The organism is Streptomyces sp. NBC_00554 (genome assembly GCF_041431135.1).
Classification (GTDB): Bacteria; Actinomycetota; Actinomycetes; order Streptomycetales; family Streptomycetaceae; genus Streptomyces.
On the sequence record NZ_CP107799.1, the window covers coordinates 5,975,739 to 5,999,042 of the forward strand.

Sequence of the window (23,304 nt, forward strand, 5' to 3'; positions counted from 1 at the left end):
GGAGGTCTGCGGGGCGGCACGAGGGGTGCTCGGTCCGATGGACCGGCGGGCGTCAGCTCGTACGGCCCTTCGAGTCGAACTGCTTCATGCGGTCCAGGACCGAGTCGGCGGTCGGCTCGTGCACCTCGTCGACGATCCGGCCGTCGGCCAGGAAGATGACGCGGTCCGCGTAGGCGGCGGCCACCGGGTCGTGGGTGACCATGACGACGGTCTGCCCCAGTTCACGTACGGAGTTGCGCAGGAAGCCGAGGACCTCCGCGCCGGCCCGGGAGTCGAGGTTTCCGGTGGGCTCGTCGCCGAAGATGATGTCGGGCCGGGAGGCGAGCGCGCGGGCGACGGCGACACGCTGCTGCTGGCCGCCGGAGAGCTGGGAGGGCCGGTGGCTGAGGCGGTCGGCGAGGCCGATCATCTTGATGACGGTGTCCAGCCACTCCTTGTCGGGCTTGCGGCCGGCGATGTCCATCGGGAGCGTGATGTTCTCCAGGGCCGTCAGGGTCGGCAGCAGGTTGAACGCCTGGAAGATGAAGCCGATCTTGTCCCGGCGCAACTTGGTGAGCTGCTTGTCCTTGAGGGAGCCGAGCTCGGTCTCGCCGATGCGCACGGAGCCGGAGGAGAAGCTGTCCAGTCCGGCCACGCAGTGCATCAGCGTGGACTTGCCGGACCCCGAGGGGCCCATGATCGCGGTGAACTCGGCCTGCCGGAAGTCGACGGTGACCCGGTCGAGGGCGACCACCTGGGTCTCTCCCTGTCCGTAGACCTTGGAGAGTTCCGTGGCGCGTGCGGCCACCGTGGTGGTCCGGTCGGCAATGGGGGTGGTGGTCACGGGAGGGTGCTCCTGTCGGGACGACGACGATTTCCGGGGACGTGTGTCCATCGTCGTGGCCGTTCGGGGCGATGTAGTCAGCCGCTGTTCCGGTTCCGGGGGGCGACTTCGGTCGCACCGGGAGCGCCCGTGTCATACCTGGGGATGAGGCCCGTCCCTGAGGGTCGCCGGCCGCCGGTGCGGTGAATGTCGTGGAGGCCGCTTGTTCGGACGGTGAAATTCCGTCATTCCGCATGCGCAGCCGAAAGTCACCCGAAAGGCTATCTGGCATGTGCGGATGGTCCGTACCGAGTGCTGATGCACCCTCAGACATCAATAAAATAAGACAACATCGGTCCGCCCGCCCGCTGTTCGGGCGATGCGTCCCGATAGGCTCGGAACCTCGATGCGGAGCCCATGGCCTGCCCGGATGGTGGAATGCAGACACGGCGAGCTTAAACCTCGCTGCCCCTCGCGGGCGTACCGGTTCAAGTCCGGTTCCGGGCACTTCCCGCACTTGCGACACGGGTGCGGGTCTCGACGGGCGACATTCCGACCGGGGCCCGCCGAGTCCGGTGCGCGGCCGAATCCTTGACAGAGGGCGTACGTCGTCGGAGACTCGCGTTCAGGAATTGGTGAAGTAAATTTCACTACGCGAACATAACGCGAACGTATCTGGGTCGAGGAACGCGAAGGGGCGTGCCGATGCGTACCACCGTCGGGATCATCGGGGCCGGGCCGGCCGGGCTGCTGCTGGCGCGGCTGCTGCACAACGCGGGGATCGAGTCCGTGGTCCTGGAGAGCCGGGACCGGGCCTATGTGGAGCATCGGCAGCGGGCCGGGATCCTGGAGCAGGGGACCGTCGACGTGCTGCGGGCCGCGGGCGCCGGTGAGCGGATGGACCGGGAAGGGCTGCGGCACGACGGGATCGAGCTGCGGTTCGAGGGAAAGCGGCACCGCGTCGACTTTCCCGGGCTCACCGGGGGCAGCTCCGTGATGGTGTACGCGCAGACCGAGGTGTGCAAGGACCTCATCGCCCTCCAGCTCAAGGAGGGCGGGCCGCTGCTCTTCGAGGCCGAGGCGCTCGCGGTGGAGGGGGCCGAGAGCGACCGGCCGCGGATCCGGTTCACGCACGAGGGGCGCGAGGACGTGCTCGAGTGTGACTACGTGGTGGGGTGTGATGGGTTCTGGGGCGTCGCGCGGAACGCCGTACCCGCCGGCCTCTCCCGCGTCTTCGAGCGGACGTACCCTTTCGGCTGGCTCGGGATCCTCGCCGATGTGGCCCCCTCGCACGACGAGCTCGTCTACGCCCGCCACGACCGCGGCTTCGCCCTGCTGAGCATGCGCTCGCCCACCGTCTCCCGCCTCTACCTCCAGGTGCCCGAGGGAACGGACGCCGAGGCATGGGGCGACGAGGAGATCTGGGACGAACTGGAGCGGCGGTTCGAGACCGAGGACGGGTGGCAGCTCGAGCGCGGGCCCATCACCTCCAAGTCCGTCACCCCGATGCGGAGTTACGTCCACGAGCCGATGCGGCACGGGCGGCTCTTCCTCGCCGGTGACGCCGCGCACATCGTGCCGCCCACCGGCGCCAAGGGGCTCAACCTCGCCGTCGGCGACGTCGTCACCCTCGCCCGCGCCCTGGTCCGGCTCCGGGACACCGGATCGGCCGAACTGCTCGACACCTACTCCGAGACCTGCCTGCGCCGCGTCTGGCAGGCCGAGCGGTTCTCGTACGACATGACGACCATGCTGCACCCCGCCCCCGACGCGACCCCCTTCGAGAACCGCCTCCAGCTCGCCCGGCTGGAACGGGTCGTCGGCTCACGGGCGGCCGAGACGGACCTCGCGGACGGGTACACCGGGTTCCCGCTGGACTGAAGTGATCATCGGCCGGTCTCGGCCGTGTCCCGGGTTGGTCATGGATTGGGTGCTCCGTCGCAGGGAATGAGGGCAGCACGTAGCGTGTTCCGCGTCATGACAAGGGAAAGATCCTCCCCAAGCACTAGGCTCTTTCCTTTGCCTACCTATTACTCTTGAGCCAACGCCACGCACGGTGGCCATGGAGGAGTGAAATGAGGAGCAGCAACCCGGTCTTCTCGCGACGGGGGTTCAGCCGCGACAACGGCTACGCGGGATTCAACGCGGCGCCGCAGGCCGGGGGACCCGCTGTAGGCACGCAGGCCAACCCGTACGCCCAGGGCGGCGCCAACCCCTACGCGCAGAACCCTTACGCGCAGCAGGACCTCCAGCACGGCGCTCCGCCGCAGGCCCCGGTCTCCACCGGCCGGATGACGATGGACGACGTCGTCATGCGCTCGGCCATGACGCTCGGCACCGTCGCCGTCGGCGCCATCCTGGCCTGGGCCCTGCTGCCGGTCACCAACACCAGCTTCGGGCTCGCCATCGGCTCCGCCCTCATCGCCTTCGTACTGGCGATGGTGCAGTCCTTCAAGCGCAAGGCCTCGCCCGCGCTGATCCTCGGTTACGCCGCCTTCGAGGGCGTCTTCCTCGGGGTCATCAGCGAGATGTACAACAGCCGGTGGTCGGGCGCTCCCTTCCAGGCCGTGCTCGGCACCATGGCGGTGTCCGGCGCGACCCTGCTGATCTACAAGGCGGGCTGGATCCGCGTGACCGCGCGGTACGCGCGCATCGGCATGGCCATCGCCATCGCCTTCATCGTGGTCATGGCCGTCAACCTGCTGCTGGTCGCCTTCGGTGTCGCCGAGGACGGCGGACTGCGCAGCATGGGCCCGCTGGGCGCGATCGTCGGCATCATCGCGATCATCCTCGGCGCGTTCTTCCTCACCCTCGACTTCAAGCAGATCGAGGACGGCATCGCGTACGGCGCTCCCCGCGAGGAAGCCTGGCTGGCCGCGTTCGGCCTGACCATGACCCTCGTGTGGATCTACGTCGAGATGCTGCGGCTGGTCGCCATCTTCAGCGGCGACGACTAGTCGGGCCGCCGGCTCCGGCCGGCATCGACTGACTGAAGGGCCCGCGAACCCACCGGTTCGCGGGCCCTTTGCCGTGTGCGGATGCCTGCGGTGTCGGATGTCTACGGTGTCTGTGGTTCGGATGCCTGTGGTGCCGGTGGTGCGCGCTCAGAGCAGTTTGCGCGCGGCCCTCCTCAGGTCGTACTCGTGAATGATCGCCTTGGCGTGGCCGTACGCGAGGTCGTGCTCGGCGCGGAGCCAGCTGACCTTTTCCTCGAAGCGGAAGAGCGCGGGGCCTTCATCGACGGTGCGCAGCCAGTCGGAGATCTCACGACCGGTGCAATGGGGGATGCGGGCGAGCAGGTTGCGATGGGTCTCCTGGGAGAACACTTGGGACATCGGCGCCTCCGGACGCAATGGGGATGTAAGCCGGTCCTTCACGCCACCGTGCCTGAGGGTTGGGTTGTTGGCAACAGTCCTGCCGCGGCGCGTACGCTCGCCGCGTGCTTGATACGACGTCTTTGACCCGTGCCGTGGATCACTTCGCCGACCGGTTGCGGGCCGCGCCGCAGAGCCGGCTGCAGCGGGGGGCTGCCGCCGAGGCGCTGGGTCTGGCCAGGGAGTTGGCCCTGTGGACCCAGCGTGTGGAGGACCCGTCCGGGGAGCCTCGCGAGATGCCCGACGCGGGCATGTTCGCCGCCGCCGATCAAATCACCGTCGCCGCGCACGATTTGGCGCTCGTACTGAAAGACGAGCGGGAGCTCGCGGAAGCGGTGCGGCTTGTGGCGGAGGCGCAGAAACGCGCCGGGGTCTGATCGACTCCGGCGCGCTGTGTTTTCACCGCGGGTGGTTCGTGGCTGGTCGCGCAGTTCCCCGCGCCCCTTACGGGGCGCTTCTACAGCGACGCTATGACTCGGTCCGCCAGGATGTACACGTTCTCCTCGCCGCACGCGAACGTCAGTGCGTACGCGCCCGATACGCCGGAGCCGCCGAGGAGGACCGGGGCGGCGCCCGCGCGCAGGGCCGCGGCCAGTTGCTCCGCGGTCTCGCGGTGGCCCGGGGTCATGCACAGGGTCGTACCGTCGGCGAAGACGTAGACGTCGAGGGTGCCGAGGGGGCCGGGGCGGACGTCCGCCAGCTCCGTGCGGGACTCGGCGAGTTCCTCCAGGCAGGCCACCGTGCGGTCATGGTCGTTCACTACAGGTGACTGGACCGGTACGAAGTCCGGGTGGGACGGGTGGCGGCGGCGGGCCGCGGCCAGTTCGGGGGAGTCGCCGGCGAACTCCTCGGCGTCCAGGCCAGGCTCGGTCACCGGCTCCAGGTACTCGAGGCCGATGAAGTCCGAGTGGCGCGGCAGGAACGGTTCGCTGTCGGGCAGACCGAGCAGGGAGGGCATGTCAGAGGCGTCACGCGCCTCCTGGGCGGCCCAGAACGCCCGCGCCTCGGCAAGCTCCCGCTCCCGCTCCTCGGCGAGCGCCTCGGCCACTGCGGCGCGTATCTCGTCCGTGTCCGTGGCCGCGCGGGCGGCGGGCACGAGGCCTCGCGCGGCCGTGGCACGGTTCGCGGCGAGTTCGGTGTGCAGGGCCGCGACCTGCCGGCGCAGCCCGTTAAGGGTGCGCAGAACGGCGACGCCCACGGCCGCGGTGGCGGCCGTGGTGAGCAGCAAAGCAATCGGCATGGCGCTCACTGACGTACTCCCGGTTCAAAGTCGACCCCCGACTTCCTACATCAGCTTGAAGGGCGAACCATCCCGCTGTCAGTGCGTAACGTCACGAAAGGGACAGGACTTTGGGCCCGGGGTTTAGTTGCGTAGCGGCTCTGACCTGCGTAAATCGCTCTCCAGGGGGAGATAGGTCACATCTTGGGGGGGATTGGATCACAAATCGGCCCAGATCCCTGTGGTTGCTGGGATCTGGGCCAGTTCGGTCACGCTGGGTTCAACTCCCGTGACAGGAGCGGTACTAGCTGAGGCGCTCGATGACCATCGCCATGCCCTGGCCGCCGCCGACGCACATCGTCTCCAGGCCGAACTGCTTGTCGTGGAACTGGAGGCTGTTGATGAGCGTGCCGGTGATGCGGGCGCCGGTCATGCCGAAGGGGTGGCCGACGGCGATGGCGCCGCCGTTCACATTCAGCTTGTCCAGCGGGATGTTCAGGTCGCGGTAGCTCGGGATCACCTGGGCGGCGAAGGCCTCGTTGATCTCGAACAGGTCGATGTCGTCGACGGTCAGGCCCGCGCGCTTCAGGGCCTGCTTCGACGCCTCCACCGGGCCGAGGCCCATGATCTCGGGGGAGAGGCCGGTGACGCCGGTCGAGACGATCCGGGCCAGCGGGGTCAGGCCGAGCTCGCGGGCCTTGGTGTCCGACATGATCACGAGGGCGGCGGCGCCGTCGTTCAGGGGGCAGCAGTTGCCGGCGGTGACGAGTCCGTCGGGGCGGAAGACCGGCTTGAGGCCCTGTACGCCTTCGAGGGTGACGCCGGCGCGGGGGCCGTCGTCCTTGGCGACGACCGTGCCGTCCGGCGTCGTGACCGGGGTGATCTCCCGCTCCCAGAAGCCGTTCTTGATGGCTTCCTCGGCGAGGTTCTGCGAGCGGACGCCGAACTCGTCCATGTCCTGGCGGGTGACGCCCTTGATGCGGGCCAGGTTCTCGGCGGTCTGGCCCATCGCGATGTACGCGTCCGGGACGAGGCCGTCCTCGCGCGGGTCGTGCCAGGTCGCGCCCTCGCTGGCGGCGACCGCGGCGGTGCGGGCCACGGCCTCGGCGAAGAAGGGGTTCTGGGTCTCGGGGAGGCCGTCGCTGGAGCCCTTGATGCTGCGCGACACCATCTCGACGCCCGCCGAGATGAAGACGTCGCCCTCGCCCGCCTTGATGGCGTGCAGGGCCATGCGGCTCGTCTGCAGCGACGAGGAACAGTAACGGGTGATGGTGCACCCCGGGAGGTGGTCCATGCCCATCTGCACGGCCACGATGCGGCCGAGGTTGTAGCCCTGCTCGCCGCCGGGGAGGCCGCAGCCGAGCATCAGGTCGTCGATGTCCTTCGGGTCCAGCTCGGGGACCTTGGCGAGGGCGGCCTCGATGATCGTGGCGGTCAGGTCGTCGGGGCGGATGTCCTTCAGGGAGCCCTTGAAGGCGCGGCCGATCGGGGAGCGGGTGGCTGAGACGATCACGGCTTCGGGCATCGACGGCTCCATTGGCGTACGGGGGTTGGCATGGCTGAGTGGGAAGTTACCCGTACGTACCGTCGGGGTCACGGCTGTGGGGGTGTGACTCCGGACGCACTTTCTAAGCGCTTGCTTTTTTCTGGCGTGGGCGCCCTTTGCATCGGGGGGTGCGGCCAGCTGTTTTCGCCCCCTCCGCCCCTACCCGTCCCGTTCCTGGGGGCTCCGCCCCCAGACCCCCGTATCGCGCTGACGCGCTCGTCCTCAAACGCCGGACGGGCTAAAAACTTCTAGCCCCGCCCGGCACAATCCAGCCCCTCCGGCGTTTGAGGAGCGGGGTCTGGGGCGGAGCCCCAGGAACAAGGGACGGGTAGGGGCGGAGGGGGCGAAAAACTGCCCCTTACGTCGACGGCGCCGGGGCCGGGTCCGTTGCCGGGACGCGGCGTCGGCGGCGGCGTTTCAGGAGGGCCCAGGGGCCGCGGGGGCCCGTGGGCATGGCGGCCGTGACCTCGGTGCCGGGCTCGGAGGCGGCCTCCGCGGCCGCACGGGCGACCGGCAGGAAGCCCTCGCGGCGCGAGGCGTCCGGACGCTCGTCCTCCGCAGGCCAGAGGTTGAGGGCCGCGCAGACCGTGGGGAGCAGGGCCATCGCGGCGGTGGCGTACCCCTCCGCCGAGGGGTGGTAGTTGTCGGGGCCGAACAGCTCCCGAGGGTTCGCCTCGAACTCGGGGCCGAGAAGGTCGCCCAGCGAGACCGTGCGGCCGCCCTGCTCGACCGTACCGATCGTCTGCGCCGCGGCGAGCTGCCGCGAGGCCCGCCGCGCCAGCCAGCGCAACGGCTGCTGCACCTGCTCGACCGTCCCCAGGTCGGGACAGGTACCCACCACGACCTCCGCACCGGCCGTACGCAGCCGCCGTACCGCCGATGACAGGTGGCGTACGGAACGCGTCGGCGGCATCCGGTGCGTCACATCGTTCGCGCCGATCATGATCACGCAGATGTCGGGCACCCGGGAGGTGTCCGAGAGGGCCAGCCCCACCTGGCGGTCCAGGTCGTCCGACTGCGCCCCGGGCAGCGCCACGTTGCTCAGCTCCACCGGACGTTCGGCGACCGCCGCGAGCCCGGACGCGATGAGCGCGCCGGGAGTCTGCCGGGCCCGGTGCACACCCTGGCCCGCGGCCGTGGAGTCACCGAGCATGGTCAGCCGCAGCGGCGGACCGTCCTGCCCGGCGTACCCGTACCCGTACAGGCCCTCTCCGCGCGGTGCGTGCGGCGTGTGTCCGTTGCCCACCACGCGTTTCGCCATCTGCACCTCGGCAAGGAGCAGACCGATCGCGGCCGCGCCCACCAGACCGATCCCGCCGCCGCCGTACGCCGCGCCCGCCGCGATCCGGCGTGCCACCCTCGCCCTAGACAAGCCCGCCATGTGCCGCCGCCACCTCCTCATAGCCGTACATCCAGTGCTTGCCCCGTGAAGGCCGTCCCCCAATCTCAACTGTGCGTGAACGGTCATCCGACGCCTTACGCTGACGGAACCATCCCTCTTGAAACACAGCTCCGGAGACAACGGTGCAATTCCACGACTCGATGATCAGCCTCGTCGGCAACACCCCGCTGGTGAGGCTCAACAACGTGACCGCAGGTATCCAGGCGACGGTCCTGGCGAAGGTTGAGTACTTCAACCCCGGCGGGTCTGTGAAGGACCGCATCGCCCTGCGCATGATCGAGGCCGCGGAGGAGAGCGGCGCCCTCAAGCCGGGGGGCACGATCGTCGAGCCGACCAGTGGAAACACGGGAGTTGGGCTCGCCATCGTGGCGCAGACGAAGGGGTACAAGTGCATCTTCGTGTGCCCCGACAAGGTGAGCACCGACAAGATCAATGTGCTCCGGGCGTACGGGGCCGAGGTCGTCGTCTGCCCCACCGCCGTCGACCCCGAGCACCCGGACTCGTACTACAACGTCTCCGACCGGCTGGTGCGTGAGACGCCCGGCGCGTGGAAGCCCGACCAGTACTCCAACCCGAACAATCCCCTCTCGCACTATCACTCCACCGGCCCCGAGCTGTGGGAGCAGACGGAGGGGCGGATCACCCACTTCGTGGCGGGCGTCGGCACCGGCGGCACGATCTCCGGGACCGGGCGGTACCTGAAGGACGTCAGCGACGGCAAGGTGCAGGTCGTGGGCGCCGACCCCGAGGGGTCCGTGTACTCCGGCGGCTCCGGGCGGCCGTACCTGGTCGAGGGCGTGGGCGAGGACTTCTGGCCCACCGCGTACGACCGGACCGTGGCCGACGAGATCGTCGCCGTGTCCGACAAGGACTCCTTCCAGATGACGCGCCGGCTCGCGAAGGAAGAGGGGCTGCTCGTCGGCGGGTCCTGCGGCATGGCCGTCGTGGCCGCGCTGCGGGTGGCGGAGCGGCTCGGGCCCGACGACGTCGTGGTCGTCCTGCTGCCCGACAGCGGGCGCGGATACCTCAGCAAGATCTTCAACGACGAGTGGATGGCCGACTACGGGTTCCTGGAGGACTCGGGTCCCAACGCGCGCGTCGCCGACGTCCTCGACGACAAGGAGCACGGCCACATCCCCTCCCTCGTCCACATGCACCCGGAGGAGACGGTCGGCGAGGCGATCGAGGTGCTGCGCGAGTACGGCGTCTCGCAGATGCCGATCGTGAAGCCGGGCGCCGGGCACCCGGACGTGATGGCCGCCGAGGTCATCGGGTCCGTCGTCGAACGGGAGCTGCTCGACGCGCTGTTCACCAAGCGGGCCTCCCTGGAGGACCCGCTGGAGAAGCACATGTCGGCGCCGCTGCCGCAGGTCGGTTCCGGTGAGCCGGTCGGGGACCTGATGACCGTGCTCGGCGCTGCCGACGCCGCGATCGTCCTGGTCGAGGGCAAGCCCACCGGGGTCGTCAGCCGCCAGGACCTGCTGTCCTTCCTCGCCAAGGGCGGGGCCAGGAAGTAAGAGTGGCCGGTTGTCCGGGGCCGAGCTGCGAGAAATCCTCTGAACGGCGGTTTCGGCGGGGAACTTCGCGGAAGTGGTACGAGCGTGTCACGTCCGCGCAGCACCCGCTTAACACGGGTCCGGCACATTAGTGGGTGTCGGCAAGGGCGGGAGCGGCTCCCCGCCCCGGCCGGCACCGAAAACGGCGTCAAGGACCTCCGGAGCGGCTCCCGGACCTCCATGGACGCCACGGACGCGTACGCCTGGCCCTGACCCGGCACGCGTCCCTCGCGGGGACCGCCGTCGTCCCGCCCCCCGGTATCGGGGGTGCGGCGGTCCCCGCGCAAGACCTCGAAGGGCCCGGCACCCACCAAGGTGCCGGGCCCTTCACACGTGTTCGTCCGGCTCTTCTAGCCTTCCCAGTCCGAGTCCGACCTGCCCTTGCGGCGGCGGAGGAAGTTCGGGGAGAGTCGCGCGGCCTGGACCACGTTGACTCCCACGATGCCCGCCCAGGCGACCAGGAGGCCGGGCAGGCCCGCGACACCGCCGCCGATTCCGGACAGGGGGATCGCGAGAACGAGCGAGACGATTCCGAAGCCGAACCGCTCCCCGAAGGAATCGGACGACTGGGGTGAGCGCGCGCCGCGGGCCACCACCATCTGCTGTTCCGCGAGCTGGCGGCGTACCTGGCGGTCGACCGCGCCATCGACGCGCTGTTCGACCTTCTCCAGGAAGGAGTCGATCAGCGCGGGCTCGTACTCTTCGCCCAACTCCTTGCGTGCGTGCAAGGTGGCGTCGAGTTCCTTCTTCAGTTCGGCGTCGCCGCGGGCATCCATACCGGTCATGATGCCCACGTTAGGCAGCCGCAGCCCCCGTCGCACTGGGGTTAGCCCCCCTGTTCGAAGTGGGCTCCACCCCCGTCCGGCACGAGGGCTCAGGAGGGCGCCCGCCCCTACTTGGCCAGCCCGTGCTGCTTGGCGTACGCGTTCGCCACGTCCTCGGGGTCCTTCTTGTCCTTGTCCACCTGGCGGTTGAGTTCGGTGAGCTGGGCGGTGGTGAGGACGTTGCCGAGTTCGGCGAGGGCCTTGCGGACCGTGGAGTCGGCCTTGCGGTCGGCGATCAGGGGGACGATGTGCTGGCCGGGGATGAGGTTCTTGGGGTCGGTCAGGACCACCCAGTCGTTGGCCACGATGTCCGTGTCCGTGGTGAAGAGGTTCGCCACGTCCACGTCGCCCTTCTTCAGGGCGCCCTTGACCAGCGGACCGGAGGAGTCGAGCGACTTGAACTCCTTGAACTCCACCCCGTACACCTCCTTCAGGCCGACCGCGCCGACCTCGCGCTTCTTCACCTCGGGCGCGGCACCGATGACGAGCTTGCCGTTCTGCTTCTTCAGGTCGGCGAGGGAGGTCAGGCCGTACTTCTTCGCGGTCTCCCGGGTGACCACGAAGGCGTCGGAGTCCTCGGCCATGCCGTACGGGAGGATCTGGAGGCCCGCGGGGAGCGCGATCGCGAGGGCGTTCTGCATCTCGCCCTCCTCGGTGGCGGTCGCCTTCGGGGCGAGGTAGTGCAGGAGCGCGCCCTGGTACTCGGGGAGCAGGTCGATGTCGCCGCCCTTGAGAGCGGGGATGAGGATCTCGCGGGTGCCGAGGTTGGGGCGGACCTTCGTGGTGACGCCCGCCGCTTCCAGGACGGCCGCGTAGAGGTAGCCGAGCACCTGGTTCTCGGTGAAGTTGGCGGTGCCGATGGTGACGCCGTCCGCGCTGGAACCGCTTCCCGAGCCCGCGCTGCCCCCGCCGTCGAGCGAGGTGATGCCGCTGCTGCAGGCGGAGAGGACGGGGACGGAGACGGCGGCTCCGGCGAGCGCGCCGAGGAGAGTACGACGGTTCATGGCTGTGCTCCTAGGCGGGGCGGTGGCGGAAGAGGATGCGCTGGAGCGCGGAGAGGGCGAGGTCCAGGACCACGGCGACCGCGGCGACCAGGACCGCGCCGCCGAGTACCTGCACGAGGTCGCGCTGGGCGAGGCCGTCGAAGACGAAGCGGCCCAGGCCCCCGAAGCTGACGTACGCGGCGACCGTGGCCGTCGACACCACCTGGATCAGCGCGAGGCGCAGGCCCGTCATGATCAGGGGGAGCGCGAGGGGCAGTTCCACCTGGAAGAGGACCTGGTGCCAGCGCATGCCCTGGCCGCGGGCCGCGTCCTTCACGTCCGGGTCGACGGCGGTCATGCCGGCGTACGTGTTCGTGACGATCGACGGGACCGCGAGGGCGACGAGCGCGATGTACACCGGCCACATGGACAGGCCGCTGGCCAGGAAGACGAGCACGACCAGGCCGACGGTGGGCAGCGCGCGGCCGAAGGAGGAGAGGTTGATCGCGAGGAAGGCGCCTTTGCCGGTGTGGCCGATGAGCAGGCCGACGGGGAGGGCGATCGCGGTGGCGACGAGCGTCGCGAGCAGCGAGTACTGGAGGTGCTCGGCGAGGCGGTGCGCGATGCCGTCGGTGCCGGACCACATCGCGCCGCTGGTCAGCCAGCTGCCGAGGTTCTTGAAGAGTTCGAACATCAGGCTCGCCGCCTCGTCCACGGGGTGAGTACGTACTGCACGGCCACCAGGAGCGCGTCCGCCACCAGCGCCAGGAGGAGCGTCAGGACCACGCCGACGATCACCGGGGTGGGGAAGTTGCGCTGGAAGCCGTCGGTGAAGAGCTGGCCGAGTCCGCCGTCGCCGATGTACGTCGCCACCGAGACCAGCGAGATCGACATGACCGTCGCGATCCGCACGCCCGCCATGATCACCGGGAGGGCGAGGGGGAGTTCGACGGTGAGGAGGGTGCGCAGGGGGCGGGTGCCCATCGCCTTCGCGGCCTCCTTGGTCTTCGCGGGGACCGAGTCGAGGCCCTCGACCGTGTTCCGGAGCAGGACGACCAGCGTGTAGATCGTCAGGCCGATGACGGTGGTGGTGCGGGTGAGGCCGGACACCGGGAGCAGGAGCACGAAGATCGCGATCGACGGGATCGTGAACAGGACGTTCGAGAGGCCGAGGAGCAGGCCGCGCAGGGGGCGGATCCTGTGTGCGACCACGGCCAGCGGGAGGGAGATCAGCAGCCCGAAGAAGACCGCGGACAGGGCCGCTTGGAGGTGGGAGACGGTGAGGGTGGTGAGGTCGTCGGTGTGGTCGCCTATCCACGACCAGTCGATGGTCATATGGCCACTCGCGCTTCGGTGTGCGCGTTGCCCGCGTGCTCGTGGATCTTGTCGCGGGAGGTGACGCCGGTGAGGACGCCGGTGGCGTCGACACGTGCCACCAGGCCGGTCGGCGACGCGATCGACTCGTTGAGCGCGGCGAGGAGGGTGTCGGTGTCCTTGAGGGGCCGTACGGGGAGTTCGGCTTCCTTGGACCGCCAGTGCTGGGGCCTGCGGGCGCCGTCGAGGACGAGTTCCCAGGTGCCGCCTTCGGGGGCGGGGGCCTGGGGGAGGCCCGCCAGGGTCTTCAGGGAGAGGAGCTTGAGGCCTCGCTCGGCGCCCAGGAAGTCGGCGACGAAGTCGTCCGCGGGGCGGGCGAGGAGCTCGGCGGGCTCGGCGCACTGGACGAGATGACCGCCCGTGCGGAAGATCGCGATCTGGTCGCCGAGGCGTACCGCCTCATCCACGTCGTGCGTGACGAAGACGATGGTCTTGCTCAACTCCTTCTGGAGCCGCAGCAGTTCGTCCTGGAGCTGGGTGCGGACGACCGGGTCGACCGCGCCGAAGGGCTCGTCCATGAGGAGGACCGGCGGGTCGGCGGCGAGGGCGCGGGCCACGCCGACGCGCTGCTGCTGGCCGCCGGAGAGCTGGTGCGGGAACCGCTTGCCGGCGTCGGCGGCGAGGCCGACGGTCTCGAGCAGCTCGGCCGCCCTCGCCCGGGCCTTCCTGCGGCCCCAGCCGAGGAGCAGCGGCACGGTCGCGATGTTGTCGAGCACCGTGCGGTGCGGGAACAGCCCCGACTGCTGGATGACGTAGCCGATGGAACGGCGCAGCTCGGCGGCGTCCTGCTCCAGGACGTCCTTGCCGCCGACCCGGATGGTCCCGGAGGTCGGGTCGACCATTCGGTTGATCATCCGGAGGGTGGTCGTCTTACCGCAACCGGAAGATCCGACGAGTACGGTCACGCCGCCCTCCGGCATCTGCAGGGAGAGGTCGTGGACTGCTGTGGTGCCGTTGGGGAAACGCTTGTGGACCGTGTCGAACTGGATCATGAGGTGTCCCTTGCCCGGTCTGCATATCGTCATGCAGAGTTCTCTGTACCTGAATAGGTTGTCAACGGTCCGGTGTTAATCGCTGGTTACTTATGACCGCCAGGCAAGATCCAATGTCCGGATTGAGGGGAGTTAACGCTCTATGTCGTCTCGGAATGTGGACGTGCCGAGTGGGGTGACGGCCGGCCTCGTGGTGCTGGACGGCTGCAGCACCGGCGTCGCGGACGTCGTCCGGCTCGCCGACGGGGCCGCGCGGCCGGTTCCCGGCACCGAAGCGATGAAGCGCGTCGAGGAATCCTGGGACGCGGCCCGGCAGATCGCCGCGAGCGGCCGCGTGTACGGCCGCTCCACCGGAGTGGGCGCCAACCGGAACGAGGACGTGCCGACGGCGTCCGCCGCGGGACACGGTCTGCGGCTCCTGCGCAGCCACGCCGGAGCCATCGGCGAGGAACTCCCCGCCCGGCAGGTCCGCGCGATGCTCGCCGTACGCGCCAACCAACTCCTCGCGGGCGGAGCCGGACTCCGGCCCACCGTCGTCACGGCACTCTGCGAGGCACTGGAGACCGGGGCGTACCCGGTGGTGAACGAGTTCGGCTCCGTGGGCACGGGCGACATCGCGGCGCTGGCGCAGGTGGGGCTTGCGTTGGCGGGGGAGCATCCTTGGCGGTCCTCCGGGGCGGGGGCCGGGCGGTTCCCCGAGGGGCTGGGCCCCGAGCCTCAGCCGCTCGACAACAACGATGCCCTCGCGCTCATCAGCAGCAACGCGCTCACCCTCGGGCAGGCCGCGTTGGCCCTCGACGAGTTGCGTGGGCTCATCGGGGCCACGCAGGTCGTCGCCGCGTTGTCGCTGCTCGCCGTCGACGGGTCGCACGAGGCGTACGCGGCGCCCGTGCACGCCGCCCGCCCGCACCGCGGATCGGTCGAAGTGGCCCGGCGGATGCGGGAGTTGATCGGTGCGGCGGACCGGCCGGTGCCGCCGCTCGGGCGGATCCAGGACCCGTACGGCTTCCGGTGCGTCCCGCAGATCCACGGGCCCGCGCAGGACGCGGCGGACGCACTGGAGGACGTCCTCACCGTCGAGATCAACGCCGCCGCCGAGAACCCCCTGATCTGCCCCGAGGACATGGCCGCCTACCACCACGGCGGCTTCTACCAGGCCCAACTCGCCCTCGCCCTGGACCACTTCAGGCTGGCCGTCACCCAGGTGGCCCGCCTGTCGACCTCCCGGCTCTCCACCCTCAACGAGCCCGCCTACACCCGCCTGCGCCCCTTCCTCGCCGACAGCGAGCCCGCGTCCTCCGGCGTGATGATCCTGGAGTACGCCGCCGCGGCCGCCCTCGGTGACCTGCGGGCCTTCTCGGCGCCCGCCTCGCTCGGCCACGCTGTACTCTCCCGGGGCGTCGAGGAGCAGGCGAGCTTCGCCTCGCTCGCCGCACGTCAGACCTTGCGGGCGTGCGGTGCGTACCGTCTTGTCGTCGGCTGCGAACTGGTCGCCGCCGTACGGGCGTTGCGCCAGCGCGGTCTGCGGCCCGACCCGGAGCTGCCGGCCGGGCGGGCGCTGGAGCTGGCCGAGTCGGTGCTCGACCCGGAACAGGCCGACCGGCCGCTCACCGACGACGTGGGCACGGCGGCCGCACTGCTCGACCGGTTCACGGACATCTGGAGGGGGAGCGCGTCATGAACGGCGTGGACGCAAGTGCGGACGGGACCAAGGGTGTTGACGGGAGCAGCGGTATGACGACGGACAGTCCCGCCGCGCGGCTTCAGGCGCTCTTCGAGGGGCACCGGCTGACGCCGACCCAGCGGCGCATCGCGCACAGCATGGTGCGGCGCGCCGCCGACGTGCCGTTCCTGTCGAGCGTCGAGCTCGCCGAACTGGCCGGGGTCAGCCAGCCCTCCGTCACCCGCTTCGCGGTCGCGCTCGGCTTCGACGGCTACCCGGCGCTGCGCAAGCACCTGCGCGAGGTCGCGCCCACCGAACAGACCGCCGCCTCCGCCTCGTACAACGAGTACCAGCAGGCCGTCGAGGCCGAGATCGAGAATCTGAAGCACCTGGCGGAGGTCCTTGCGGACCCGCGCCCGGTGGCGCGTGCCGGGCGTCTCCTGGCTTCGAGCAGGCCCCTCCCCGTACTCGGTCTGCGGGCCGCCGCCTCCCAGGCGTACGGCTTCGCGTACTTCGCCGCCAAGGTCCACCCCGACGTACGGCTGCTGCACGAGGGCGGCACGATGCTCCACGACCGTATCGACGCGGCCGTACGCGCCGGGGCCACGGCCCTGCTGTGCTTCGCGCTGCCCCGGCACCCGCGTGAGGTCGTCGACTCGCTGGCGTACGCGAAGGAGGCGGGCCTGACGGTGGTCACCGTCGCGGACTCGGCGTTCGCGCCGGTGGCGAAGGTGTCGGACCTGCTGCTCCCGGCCGCCGTCGGCACCGGCCTCGCCTTCGACACGGCCTGCGCCCCGATGCTGCTGGGCCGCGTCCTCCTTGAGGCGATGTGCGACGACCTGCCGGACGCGCAGGCGCGCCTCGAGGAGTTCGACGTGCGGGCCGCGGCCCGGGGACTGTTCGTGGAGTAGGCCCGGACCTGCCGTGCGGTAGTCACGGTTTGGTTGAGCGGCCGTGCTTCTCAGGTTCGTCTCACCTTCGCTCGCTAGCGTGCCCGCCCGGAGAGCTGGGACACACGAGGAGGCGGAACGTGGTGCGCGGAGGGCAGGGACTGGCCCGGGTGGCTGTCGTCGTCAGGGCCGGTGCCGCACCGCTGTGGTGGTGCGGGGTGTTCGCGGCGGGTATCGGCTTGCTGCTGCCGGGGCTGACCGGGCGCCGGATCGGGGTCATGGCCGGAGCTGTGCTGTTCATCGTCACGGCCGTCGTCGTGGCGTACACGCGCAGGAAGCGGTACGTCGCACTGGCCCGCTCCGCCGCGCGCGCCGGCAAGCACGACGTGCTCCAGGACCGTGCGGTGACCGTAAGGAACTGGCGCCGGGGCCATCGCTGGTGGCTGCTGCTCGCCTTCGCGGGCGCGCTGGGCAGCTCGTTCGCGGTGCCCGCGGCAGGCGGCATGCTGATCGCGGGTGCGGGCGCCGGCCTGTGGGTGAAGGCCGGCTGGCTCGGGCGCCGCGAACGTGCCGGGCAGGAGCTGATCTGGGTGCGCGTCGACTGGCTCGGCAGGGGCGCGGGCGCCCCCGCCGGCAAGCCGGTCAAGGCCTGCCGGGCCACCGGAGTTGCGGCGGGCGACGCCGCGCCCGGCGGAGCGCGGCGCCACTGACGGCGTTGGCTGCAGCAGCCGTTGGCCGTCGGCTTGGTTTACACCTCCAGGTCCGCTTCGATCTTGCGCAGCTGGTGGCGGGCCATCGCCAGGTTGGACCGTTTGACGTCGAGCACCAGGTACAGGAAGAGGCCGTTGCCGCCGCGCCCCTTCATCAACCGGATCAGGTGGTACTGGTCGGACAGCGTGATCAGGATGTCCTCGATCTCGCCCTTCAGTCCGAGGTGTTCCATGGTGCGCAGCTTGGCGCGTACGACGTCGGTGTTGCCGGCCGCCGCGACGTTGAGGTCGAAGCTCTTGCTGCCGCCGATGGTGCCCAGCGCCATTCCGCTGGTGTAGTCGACGAGGGCGGCTCCGGTCGCGCCCTCGATGGAGGCGAGCGCCTCTTTCAGCGCGGTTTCGGTATTTGCCATGGTGTCTTGGTTCCTTTCAACTTTCCGATGTGGTGGGGGTGTTGGGGGTTCGGGTCGTGGCGGTGGCCGTGCGTTGACTCGCCGTGCCGCGCGCCGTCCGGTTGCGCGAGGGGGCGGCGGCGGTCTTCGCCGGAGCCCTCGCCGAGGTGACCGGTTCGCCGCGCGCCGTCGCGGCGTCCACGAGCTCCCCGATCCGGGTGCCGGAGCGGCGCCCCTCCAGGTGCAGCCGCCCGACGTTCACCCGGTCCTGGGCGAGCAGGGTCAGCACGGCGGAGGTGCCTGCCGCGTACGTCGCCACATAGCCGTGGACGCCGCGCACGAGCAGCTCGCGGAAGTCGCCCTGCCCGGTGGCGTCCGCCATCCGTACGGCGACGCCCAGCGCGGCCGCGGTGAGCGCGGCCAGGCCGTCCGGCTCCACGCCGGGGGTGTCGTGGGCGAGGACGAGACCGTCGGCGCTGGCCGCGAGCGCCCCGGTCAGCTGGGGTACTCGGGCCCTCAACCGGTGGAGTTCGTCGAGGACTTCGGGCTCCGCCGCCATCAGCAGTCTCCTCTCGGCACGCTGTCGTAGCGCGCGGATCACAAGGCCTCCCGCTCGTCGGTGCTCACAGGGCCTCCAATGCGTCTCTGAGCCGCCGCAGCAGAGCCACGTCGGGATCGGCCGAGGGCTGCGTGAGCACACTGGGCACGGGAGGCTGCTGCGCAGGCGCCGCCGCCGTCACGAGCCCGGCGGCGGCCAGCCGCCGCAGGTCGACCAGGGTGTGGAACGCGGGCCGCCCCAGGGCGAGCGAGACGTCCGCCGCGGTGCGTACGCCGTCCACCCGGACGAGTACGGCTTCCTGGCGCAGCGGCACCGACGGCCCGGCGGCGAGGTGGGCGCGCACCAGCGGTGCGGTGTCCGTCGCCGGGTCGGGCCAGATGCGGTGCAGCAGCTCACGGCGGCGCACGGTCTCGCGCTCCAGCGCGGCCACCGGCACCGGTCGGACGATGCCGAGCCAGTGCGCGGCCCCGTAGCGGAAGCGGGTCGGGGTGCTGCTCGCCCCGAGCACGAAGTACGCCGCGTCGTACAGCGAACCGAGATGGCACAGTTCCAGCGCCCCTTCAGCGATCCGGCCGGTGTCGACCAGGAAACGTCCGACCCGGTGGCGTGCGCCGGCTGCCGCGACGGCCTCCCGCCAGACCTCGGCGTCCAGCACCCCACGGGCGGCGAACAGCACGTCGAGCCCAGGTGTGGCGGGGCTCTCGGCGTGCACCACGTCGCCGTCGGCGAGGTAGAGCGTGCCGCGTTCGCGTATGAGCACGCCGGTGGCCCGCTCGGCGGCGAGCCGGCTCAGCATCGGCGAGACGCCGCCGGTGTCGGCCGCCCTGTCCCGCAGGGGGAGTCGGGGCGGAGGTGGTGTCCTGACCGTCGTCACCCGAGCACCAGCCGTCCGGCCAGCTCGCCCAGGCGGATGCGGGCCAGTGCGAGGTTGCCGTCCGCGCGGGCCAGCCACAGGTGCAGGAACACGCTGCTGTCGAAGGTGGTGCTCACGAAGCGCAGCAGGTGGTAGCTGTCCCGGTTGCTGACGATCAGGTCCTCGACCGGTGTCTCCCGGTCGGACCAGTCGGAGCCGTCCGCCGGGGCGAACGCTCGGTGCTCCGCGGCGAGCCGCGCCAGCTCCGCGGCCTCGGCCGCGGTCGTCTCGTGGTCACCGCCCGGAGCGTCCCCCGCGGTGCCCAGGGCCAGGCCGCTGGTCCAGTCGACCACCGCGGCACCCCGGGCACCGGGCAGTGTCATGGCTTCCAGTAGGCACTCGTCGATTCCGGGCACCGTGTCTCCCCTCCCGCCAAGGGTTCGGCCGAGTGACGCCGAAGTTACGCAACGTGTGCGCCGGGGGTGAGGGTTCTGGCATTTTCCTGAGGAACATGCCCCGAGGTGACTAAGGTGGGTCAACTGACCATATTTTCTGGCCGGTTGAAGCCGTCGCGAAGTCTTGACCGGGGGCGCGTGCGGGTGCGCCGGGGCGCGCGGAGTGTATTCAGCGCCGAGTCAGGGTGACTTGGCTGCTCGGGAGGGTGCCGACTGCCGGGCGGGGGTCAAGACACCCCGCGGGCGTGGTCCGTCGGACGCGGCCAAATGGTCTGCGCGCTCCGGCGCGCTAGAGCCCCGTGAGCGCCGAAGGGTGCGCCCCGCCCGACTCCGCGACGATCTCGTCCAGGGTCTGCGGCTCTCGCACGACGGCGAAGCGGACGCCGCCCTCGCGGTCCGGTGCGAAGCCGTGGATGCCCGGGCGGGCGAGGGAGTTGTACGCGTAGTGGTGGGCGAAGTAGTACGCGCCGGTGTCCAGCGCGGCCGCGTAGTCGCCCTGTTCGAGCAGCGGCAGCGCGCGTCCCTCGGCGAGGAGGTCGCCCGCGAAGCAGGCGGGGCCCGCGACGTCCTGGACGACATCCGGTCCCGCCTTGGGGCGCCCCTTCGCGTCGTACGCCGCGATCCGCAGCGGCCAGGACGCGGGCGCGTACACCGTGCGGGCGGCGATCTGCACGCCCGCGTGTGTGACCGCGACCGCCCGGCCCCCGGCGGACTTAGTGTACTCGACCCGCGCGACCACAGTCCCGTGCTTGGCGAGCAGTGACCGCCCGAACTCGGTGACCAGCCCGTACCGCCCGTCGAACAGCCCCGGCACCACCTCGGCGAGCAGCCGCGCGTACTGCGCGTACGTCGGGGCCGTCGCGTCGGAACCGAAGTTGACCGGCAGCCCGCCGCCGATGTCGATCGTGTCGATCTGCCGGCGCCCGAGGTGCTGGTTGATCTCCTCGGCCAGCGCGTACGTCTCCGCCACGCCCTGCGCCATCAGCGAGAGCGGGATGCCCTGCGACCCGGTGTGCGCGTGCAGCCGGGTCAGCCAGGGGCGGTCGGCGTACGCCCGGACGATCCACTCCCGCGCCCCCTCGTCCCGCAGCGCGACCCCGAACTTGGAGGTCGCCGTCGCGGTGGAAAGCGCCTCGATCGAACCCCCGCCGACCTGCGGGTTCACCCGGATCCCGATCGGGGAGCCGGTGGCCGCGGACCGCACCAGCGCGTCGATGCGGTCCAGCTCCTGGGGGTTGTCCGCGTTGACCGCGATGCCCAGCGCCAGCGCCTCGCGCAGCTCGGCGGGCGTCTTGGCCGGGGAGTCGAGCACCGTGCGCGTCGGCGGTACTCCGGCCGCCCGGGCGAGGGCGAGCTCTCCGGGGCTCGCCACCTCCGCGCCGATGCCCTGCTCGTGCAGCAGCCGCAGGACAGGCACGAGCGGGGTCGCCTTCACCGCGAAGGCGTGCAGCACGGGGGTGCCGGGAGCGGTCACCGCGTCGAAGGCGGCCCGCAGTGCGGTGGCCGAGGCCCGGATGCCGGGGACGTCGAGGAGCGCGACGATGGGGGTTCCCGGCGTGAGGAGTCCTTGCTCGACGGCGGCCCGGACGGCATCGTCACGCCGTAGGACACGACCGCCGTCCTCGTCGCCCGCGCCATCCGAAGGACCCGCCGCCCCGTCCGCCCCGTCGCTCACCGGATCCCCCGCCCTGTCCCTGTCTGCGCCCATACGTACCAGCCAAACATCCACCGCGTGCCCGCGCTGGCCCGTGGGGCTATTGACTAGCTCTATTCAAGAAGCCAGGATGTGAATATCTACTGCAACAGTCCGCATAGGAGGCAGACCATGTCAGGACCCCGCCCCGTACGAGCTCCGCGCGGTACGGAACTGAGTGCCCTGGGATGGCAGCAGGAAGCCGCCCTGCGGATGCTGCAGAACAACCTCGACCCCGAGGTCGCCGAGCACCCCGACAAGCTCGTCGTCTACGGCGGCACCGGCAAGGCCGCCCGTGACTGGCGCTCCTTCGACGCCATGGTGCGCACCCTGCGGACCCTGAAGCAGGACGAGACGATGCTCGTCCAGTCCGGCCGCCCCGTCGGTGTCATGCAGACCCACGAGTGGGCCCCGCGCGTCCTCATCGCCAACTCCAACCTGGTCGGCGACTGGGCGAACTGGGAGGAGTTCCGGCGCCTCGAGGCCCTCGGCCTGACCATGTACGGGCAGATGACCGCCGGTTCGTGGATCTACATCGGCACGCAGGGCATCCTGCAGGGCACGTACGAGACGTTCTCCGCCGTCGCCGCGAAGAAGTTCAACGGCACGCTCGCGGGGACGATCACCCTGACCGCCGGTCTCGGTGGCATGGGCGGCGCCCAGCCGCTCGCCGTGACGATGAACGACGGCGTCGCGATCTGTATCGACGTCGACCCGCGTGCCATCGAGCGCCGCATCGAACACCGCTATCTCGACGTGAAGGCCGACTCCCTGGAGCACGCCCTCCAGCTCGCCGTCGAGGCCCGCGACGCCCGGCGCCCGCTGTCGATCGGTCTGCTCGGCAACGCCGCCGACCTGCTGCCGCGCATGCTCGCCGAGGGCGCCCCGATCGACATCGTGACCGACCAGACCTCGGCCCACGACCCACTGGCCTACCTTCCCGTCGGCGTCGACTTCGACGACATGGCCTCCTACGCGGCGAAGGACCCGGCCGGGTTCACCACCCGCGCCCGTGAATCCATGGCGCGTCACGTCGAAGCGATGGTCGGCTTCATGGACGCCGGTGCCGAGGTCTTCGACTACGGCAACTCGATCCGTGGCGAGGCCCAACTCGCCGGGTACGAGCGGGCGTTCGCATTCCCCGGCTTCGTCCCCGCCTACATCCGGCCGCTCTTCTCCGAGGGCAAGGGCCCCTTCCGCTGGGCCGCCCTGTCCGGAGAGGCCTCGGACATCCACAAGACCGACAAGGCGATCCTCGACCTCTTCCCGGAGAACGAGTCCCTGCACCGCTGGATCAAGCTGGCCGGCGAGCGCGTCCACTTCCAGGGCCTGCCCGCCCGTATCTGCTGGCTCGGCTACGGCGAGCGCGACAAGGCCGGCGAGCGCTTCAACGACATGGTCGCCTCCGGTGAGCTCGCGGCGCCCCTCGCCATCGGCCGCGACCACCTCGACTGCGGTTCCGTCGCCTCGCCGTACCGCGAGACCGAGGCCATGCTCGACGGGTCCGACGCGATCGCCGACTGGCCGCTGCTGAACGCCATGGTGAACGTGGCGTCGGGTGCGTCCTGGGTCTCCATCCACCACGGTGGCGGCGTCGGCATGGGGCGCTCCATCCACGCCGGTCAGGTCTGCGTCGCCGACGGCACGAAGCTCGCCGGCGAGAAGATCCGCCGGGTGCTGACCAATGACCCCGGGATGGGGGTCATCCGGCACGTGGACGCGGGCTACGACATCGCCGAGTCCGTGGCGGACGAGCGCGGTGTGCGGATCCCCATGCGGGAAGGCGAGTCCGCGTGACCCAGCGTGAAGGCGCGCCTGCGGCGCGAGGCGGCAACCCCCCGGTGGGGGCGGACGCCTCGTCCCCACCTGCGGGCCCGGCTGTGCCCACCCGTTCCGCCCTGCGGAACGATTGCCCACAGCCTGTAGCGGCTGCGGTTGAGCCATCGCCTGGCGCCGATTGCCCTGGGCAGCCGGTGGCGGCTGCGGCTGGTGACGGTCCGCAGCCTGGGGTGGCTGC

23 protein-coding genes and 1 tRNA gene are annotated in these 23,304 nt (G+C 70.7%); 9 read left to right on the top strand and 15 right to left on the bottom strand.

Translation table 11 applies throughout. The features are described 5' to 3' along the window. Positions 1 to 52 precede the first annotated feature (52 nt). A complete protein-coding gene (locus tag OG266_RS26395) occupies positions 53 to 823 on the bottom strand; it encodes an ABC transporter ATP-binding protein (RefSeq protein ID WP_266460502.1) in 771 nt (256 codons plus the stop codon). A gap of 403 nt (positions 824 to 1,226) precedes the next feature. On the opposite strand from OG266_RS26395, the gene OG266_RS26400 reads away from it, so the two are divergent. The 3 genes from OG266_RS26400 (at position 1,227) to OG266_RS26410 (ending at position 3,759) form a co-directional block, all read left to right on the top strand. Then, positions 1,227 to 1,309: transfer RNA gene (locus OG266_RS26400), tRNA-Leu, on the top strand. Between the two features lie 198 nt (positions 1,310 to 1,507). Beyond that, on the top strand, positions 1,508 to 2,683 hold the full coding sequence (locus tag OG266_RS26405) for a 4-hydroxybenzoate 3-monooxygenase (RefSeq protein WP_266460504.1): 1,176 nt from the start codon (positions 1,508 to 1,510) through the stop codon (positions 2,681 to 2,683). Positions 2,684 to 2,877: 194 nt separating this feature from the next. Further along, the gene (locus tag OG266_RS26410; protein ID WP_371548769.1) at positions 2,878 to 3,759 is read left to right on the top strand and encodes a Bax inhibitor-1/YccA family protein; all 882 of its coding nucleotides are present in this window, start codon (positions 2,878 to 2,880) and stop codon (positions 3,757 to 3,759) included. Between the two features lie 147 nt (positions 3,760 to 3,906). Here OG266_RS26410 and OG266_RS26415 read toward each other — a convergent pair whose 3' ends face one another. Then, on the bottom strand, positions 3,907 to 4,137 hold the full coding sequence (locus OG266_RS26415) for a DUF4287 domain-containing protein (protein ID WP_148008763.1): 231 nt from the start codon (positions 4,135 to 4,137) through the stop codon (positions 3,907 to 3,909). Positions 4,138 to 4,241: 104 nt separating this feature from the next. Here OG266_RS26415 and OG266_RS26420 point away from each other — a divergent pair, with 104 nt between their 5' ends. Continuing rightward, positions 4,242 to 4,553, top strand: a complete 312-nt coding sequence (locus tag OG266_RS26420; RefSeq protein ID WP_329547220.1) for a hypothetical protein — start codon at positions 4,242 to 4,244, stop codon at positions 4,551 to 4,553. A gap of 80 nt (positions 4,554 to 4,633) precedes the next feature. On the opposite strand, the gene OG266_RS26425 is transcribed toward OG266_RS26420, so the two are convergent. The 3 genes from OG266_RS26425 to OG266_RS26435 form a co-directional block, all read right to left on the bottom strand. Next, positions 4,634 to 5,416, bottom strand: a complete 783-nt coding sequence (locus tag OG266_RS26425) for a hypothetical protein (protein ID WP_326722640.1) — start codon at positions 5,414 to 5,416, stop codon at positions 4,634 to 4,636. A 283-nt stretch (positions 5,417 to 5,699) separates the two neighbouring features. Then, the gene (locus tag OG266_RS26430; protein WP_266460514.1) at positions 5,700 to 6,920 is read right to left on the bottom strand and encodes an acetyl-CoA C-acetyltransferase; all 1,221 of its coding nucleotides are present in this window, start codon (positions 6,918 to 6,920) and stop codon (positions 5,700 to 5,702) included. A gap of 379 nt (positions 6,921 to 7,299) precedes the next feature. Continuing rightward, positions 7,300 to 8,322: an SGNH/GDSL hydrolase family protein gene (locus OG266_RS26435; RefSeq protein ID WP_326722642.1), complete on the bottom strand. Its 1,023-nt coding sequence runs from the start codon at positions 8,320 to 8,322 to the stop codon at positions 7,300 to 7,302. 143 nt (positions 8,323 to 8,465) lie between these two features. Here OG266_RS26435 and OG266_RS26440 point away from each other — a divergent pair, with 143 nt between their 5' ends. After that, positions 8,466 to 9,860, top strand: a complete 1,395-nt coding sequence (locus OG266_RS26440) for a cystathionine beta-synthase (RefSeq protein ID WP_266460518.1) — start codon at positions 8,466 to 8,468, stop codon at positions 9,858 to 9,860. Positions 9,861 to 10,249: 389 nt separating this feature from the next. Here the strand turns inward: OG266_RS26440 and OG266_RS26445 are convergent, their stop codons facing one another. From OG266_RS26445 to OG266_RS26465, 5 genes are all read right to left on the bottom strand, one after another. Next, positions 10,250 to 10,684 (bottom strand): hypothetical protein, encoded by a 435-nt coding sequence (locus tag OG266_RS26445; protein WP_326722643.1) that lies wholly within the window; start codon positions 10,682 to 10,684, stop codon positions 10,250 to 10,252. A 107-nt stretch (positions 10,685 to 10,791) separates the two neighbouring features. After that, positions 10,792 to 11,727 carry an ABC transporter substrate-binding protein gene (locus OG266_RS26450; protein WP_266460527.1) on the bottom strand — a complete coding sequence of 312 codons (936 nt, stop codon included), beginning with the start codon at positions 11,725 to 11,727 and terminating at the stop codon, positions 10,792 to 10,794. 10 nt (positions 11,728 to 11,737) lie between these two features. After that, positions 11,738 to 12,400 (bottom strand): ABC transporter permease, encoded by a 663-nt coding sequence (locus tag OG266_RS26455; RefSeq protein WP_371552959.1) that lies wholly within the window; start codon positions 12,398 to 12,400, stop codon positions 11,738 to 11,740. After that, positions 12,400 to 13,041, bottom strand: a complete 642-nt coding sequence (locus OG266_RS26460; protein WP_266460528.1) for an ABC transporter permease — start codon at positions 13,039 to 13,041, stop codon at positions 12,400 to 12,402. Before OG266_RS26460 ends, OG266_RS26455 begins: the two co-directional genes overlap by 1 nt. Continuing rightward, complete coding sequence (locus tag OG266_RS26465; protein WP_371552962.1) at positions 13,038 to 14,072, bottom strand: ABC transporter ATP-binding protein; 1,035 nt, start codon at positions 14,070 to 14,072, stop codon at positions 13,038 to 13,040. The genes OG266_RS26460 and OG266_RS26465 overlap by 4 nt, the downstream gene beginning before the upstream one ends. A gap of 142 nt (positions 14,073 to 14,214) precedes the next feature. Here OG266_RS26465 and OG266_RS26470 point away from each other — a divergent pair, with 142 nt between their 5' ends. The 3 genes from OG266_RS26470 (at position 14,215) to OG266_RS26480 (ending at position 17,335) form a co-directional block, all read left to right on the top strand. Then, positions 14,215 to 15,753, top strand: coding sequence for an aromatic amino acid ammonia-lyase (locus OG266_RS26470; protein ID WP_371548770.1), 1,539 nt, complete (start codon positions 14,215 to 14,217; stop codon positions 15,751 to 15,753). Between the two features lie 53 nt (positions 15,754 to 15,806). Next, positions 15,807 to 16,646, top strand: a complete 840-nt coding sequence (locus OG266_RS26475; RefSeq protein WP_329547225.1) for a MurR/RpiR family transcriptional regulator — start codon at positions 15,807 to 15,809, stop codon at positions 16,644 to 16,646. A gap of 119 nt (positions 16,647 to 16,765) precedes the next feature. After that, positions 16,766 to 17,335, top strand: a complete 570-nt coding sequence (locus tag OG266_RS26480; protein ID WP_266460537.1) for a hypothetical protein — start codon at positions 16,766 to 16,768, stop codon at positions 17,333 to 17,335. Positions 17,336 to 17,373: 38 nt separating this feature from the next. Here the strand turns inward: OG266_RS26480 and OG266_RS26485 are convergent, their stop codons facing one another. The 5 genes from OG266_RS26485 to OG266_RS26505 form a co-directional block, all read right to left on the bottom strand. Continuing rightward, positions 17,374 to 17,748, bottom strand: a complete 375-nt coding sequence (locus OG266_RS26485) for a hypothetical protein (RefSeq protein ID WP_266460540.1) — start codon at positions 17,746 to 17,748, stop codon at positions 17,374 to 17,376. 16 nt (positions 17,749 to 17,764) lie between these two features. Continuing rightward, entirely contained in the window at positions 17,765 to 18,286 is a 522-nt protein-coding gene (locus OG266_RS26490; RefSeq protein ID WP_266460543.1) for a roadblock/LC7 domain-containing protein, read from the bottom strand. Positions 18,287 to 18,350: 64 nt separating this feature from the next. Next, complete coding sequence (locus OG266_RS26495) at positions 18,351 to 19,160, bottom strand: transcriptional regulator (protein WP_371548771.1); 810 nt, start codon at positions 19,158 to 19,160, stop codon at positions 18,351 to 18,353. After that, positions 19,157 to 19,555, bottom strand: coding sequence for a hypothetical protein (locus OG266_RS26500; RefSeq protein WP_266460549.1), 399 nt, complete (start codon positions 19,553 to 19,555; stop codon positions 19,157 to 19,159). The genes OG266_RS26495 and OG266_RS26500 overlap by 4 nt, the downstream gene beginning before the upstream one ends. 328 nt (positions 19,556 to 19,883) lie before the next feature. Further along, positions 19,884 to 21,302: a diaminopimelate decarboxylase gene (locus tag OG266_RS26505; protein ID WP_371548772.1), complete on the bottom strand. Its 1,419-nt coding sequence runs from the start codon at positions 21,300 to 21,302 to the stop codon at positions 19,884 to 19,886. Positions 21,303 to 21,419: 117 nt separating this feature from the next. On the opposite strand from OG266_RS26505, the gene hutU reads away from it, so the two are divergent. Continuing rightward, positions 21,420 to 23,084, top strand: coding sequence for a urocanate hydratase (gene hutU, locus OG266_RS26510; RefSeq protein WP_371548773.1), 1,665 nt, complete (start codon positions 21,420 to 21,422; stop codon positions 23,082 to 23,084). The last annotated feature ends 220 nt before the right edge of the window (positions 23,085 to 23,304 follow it).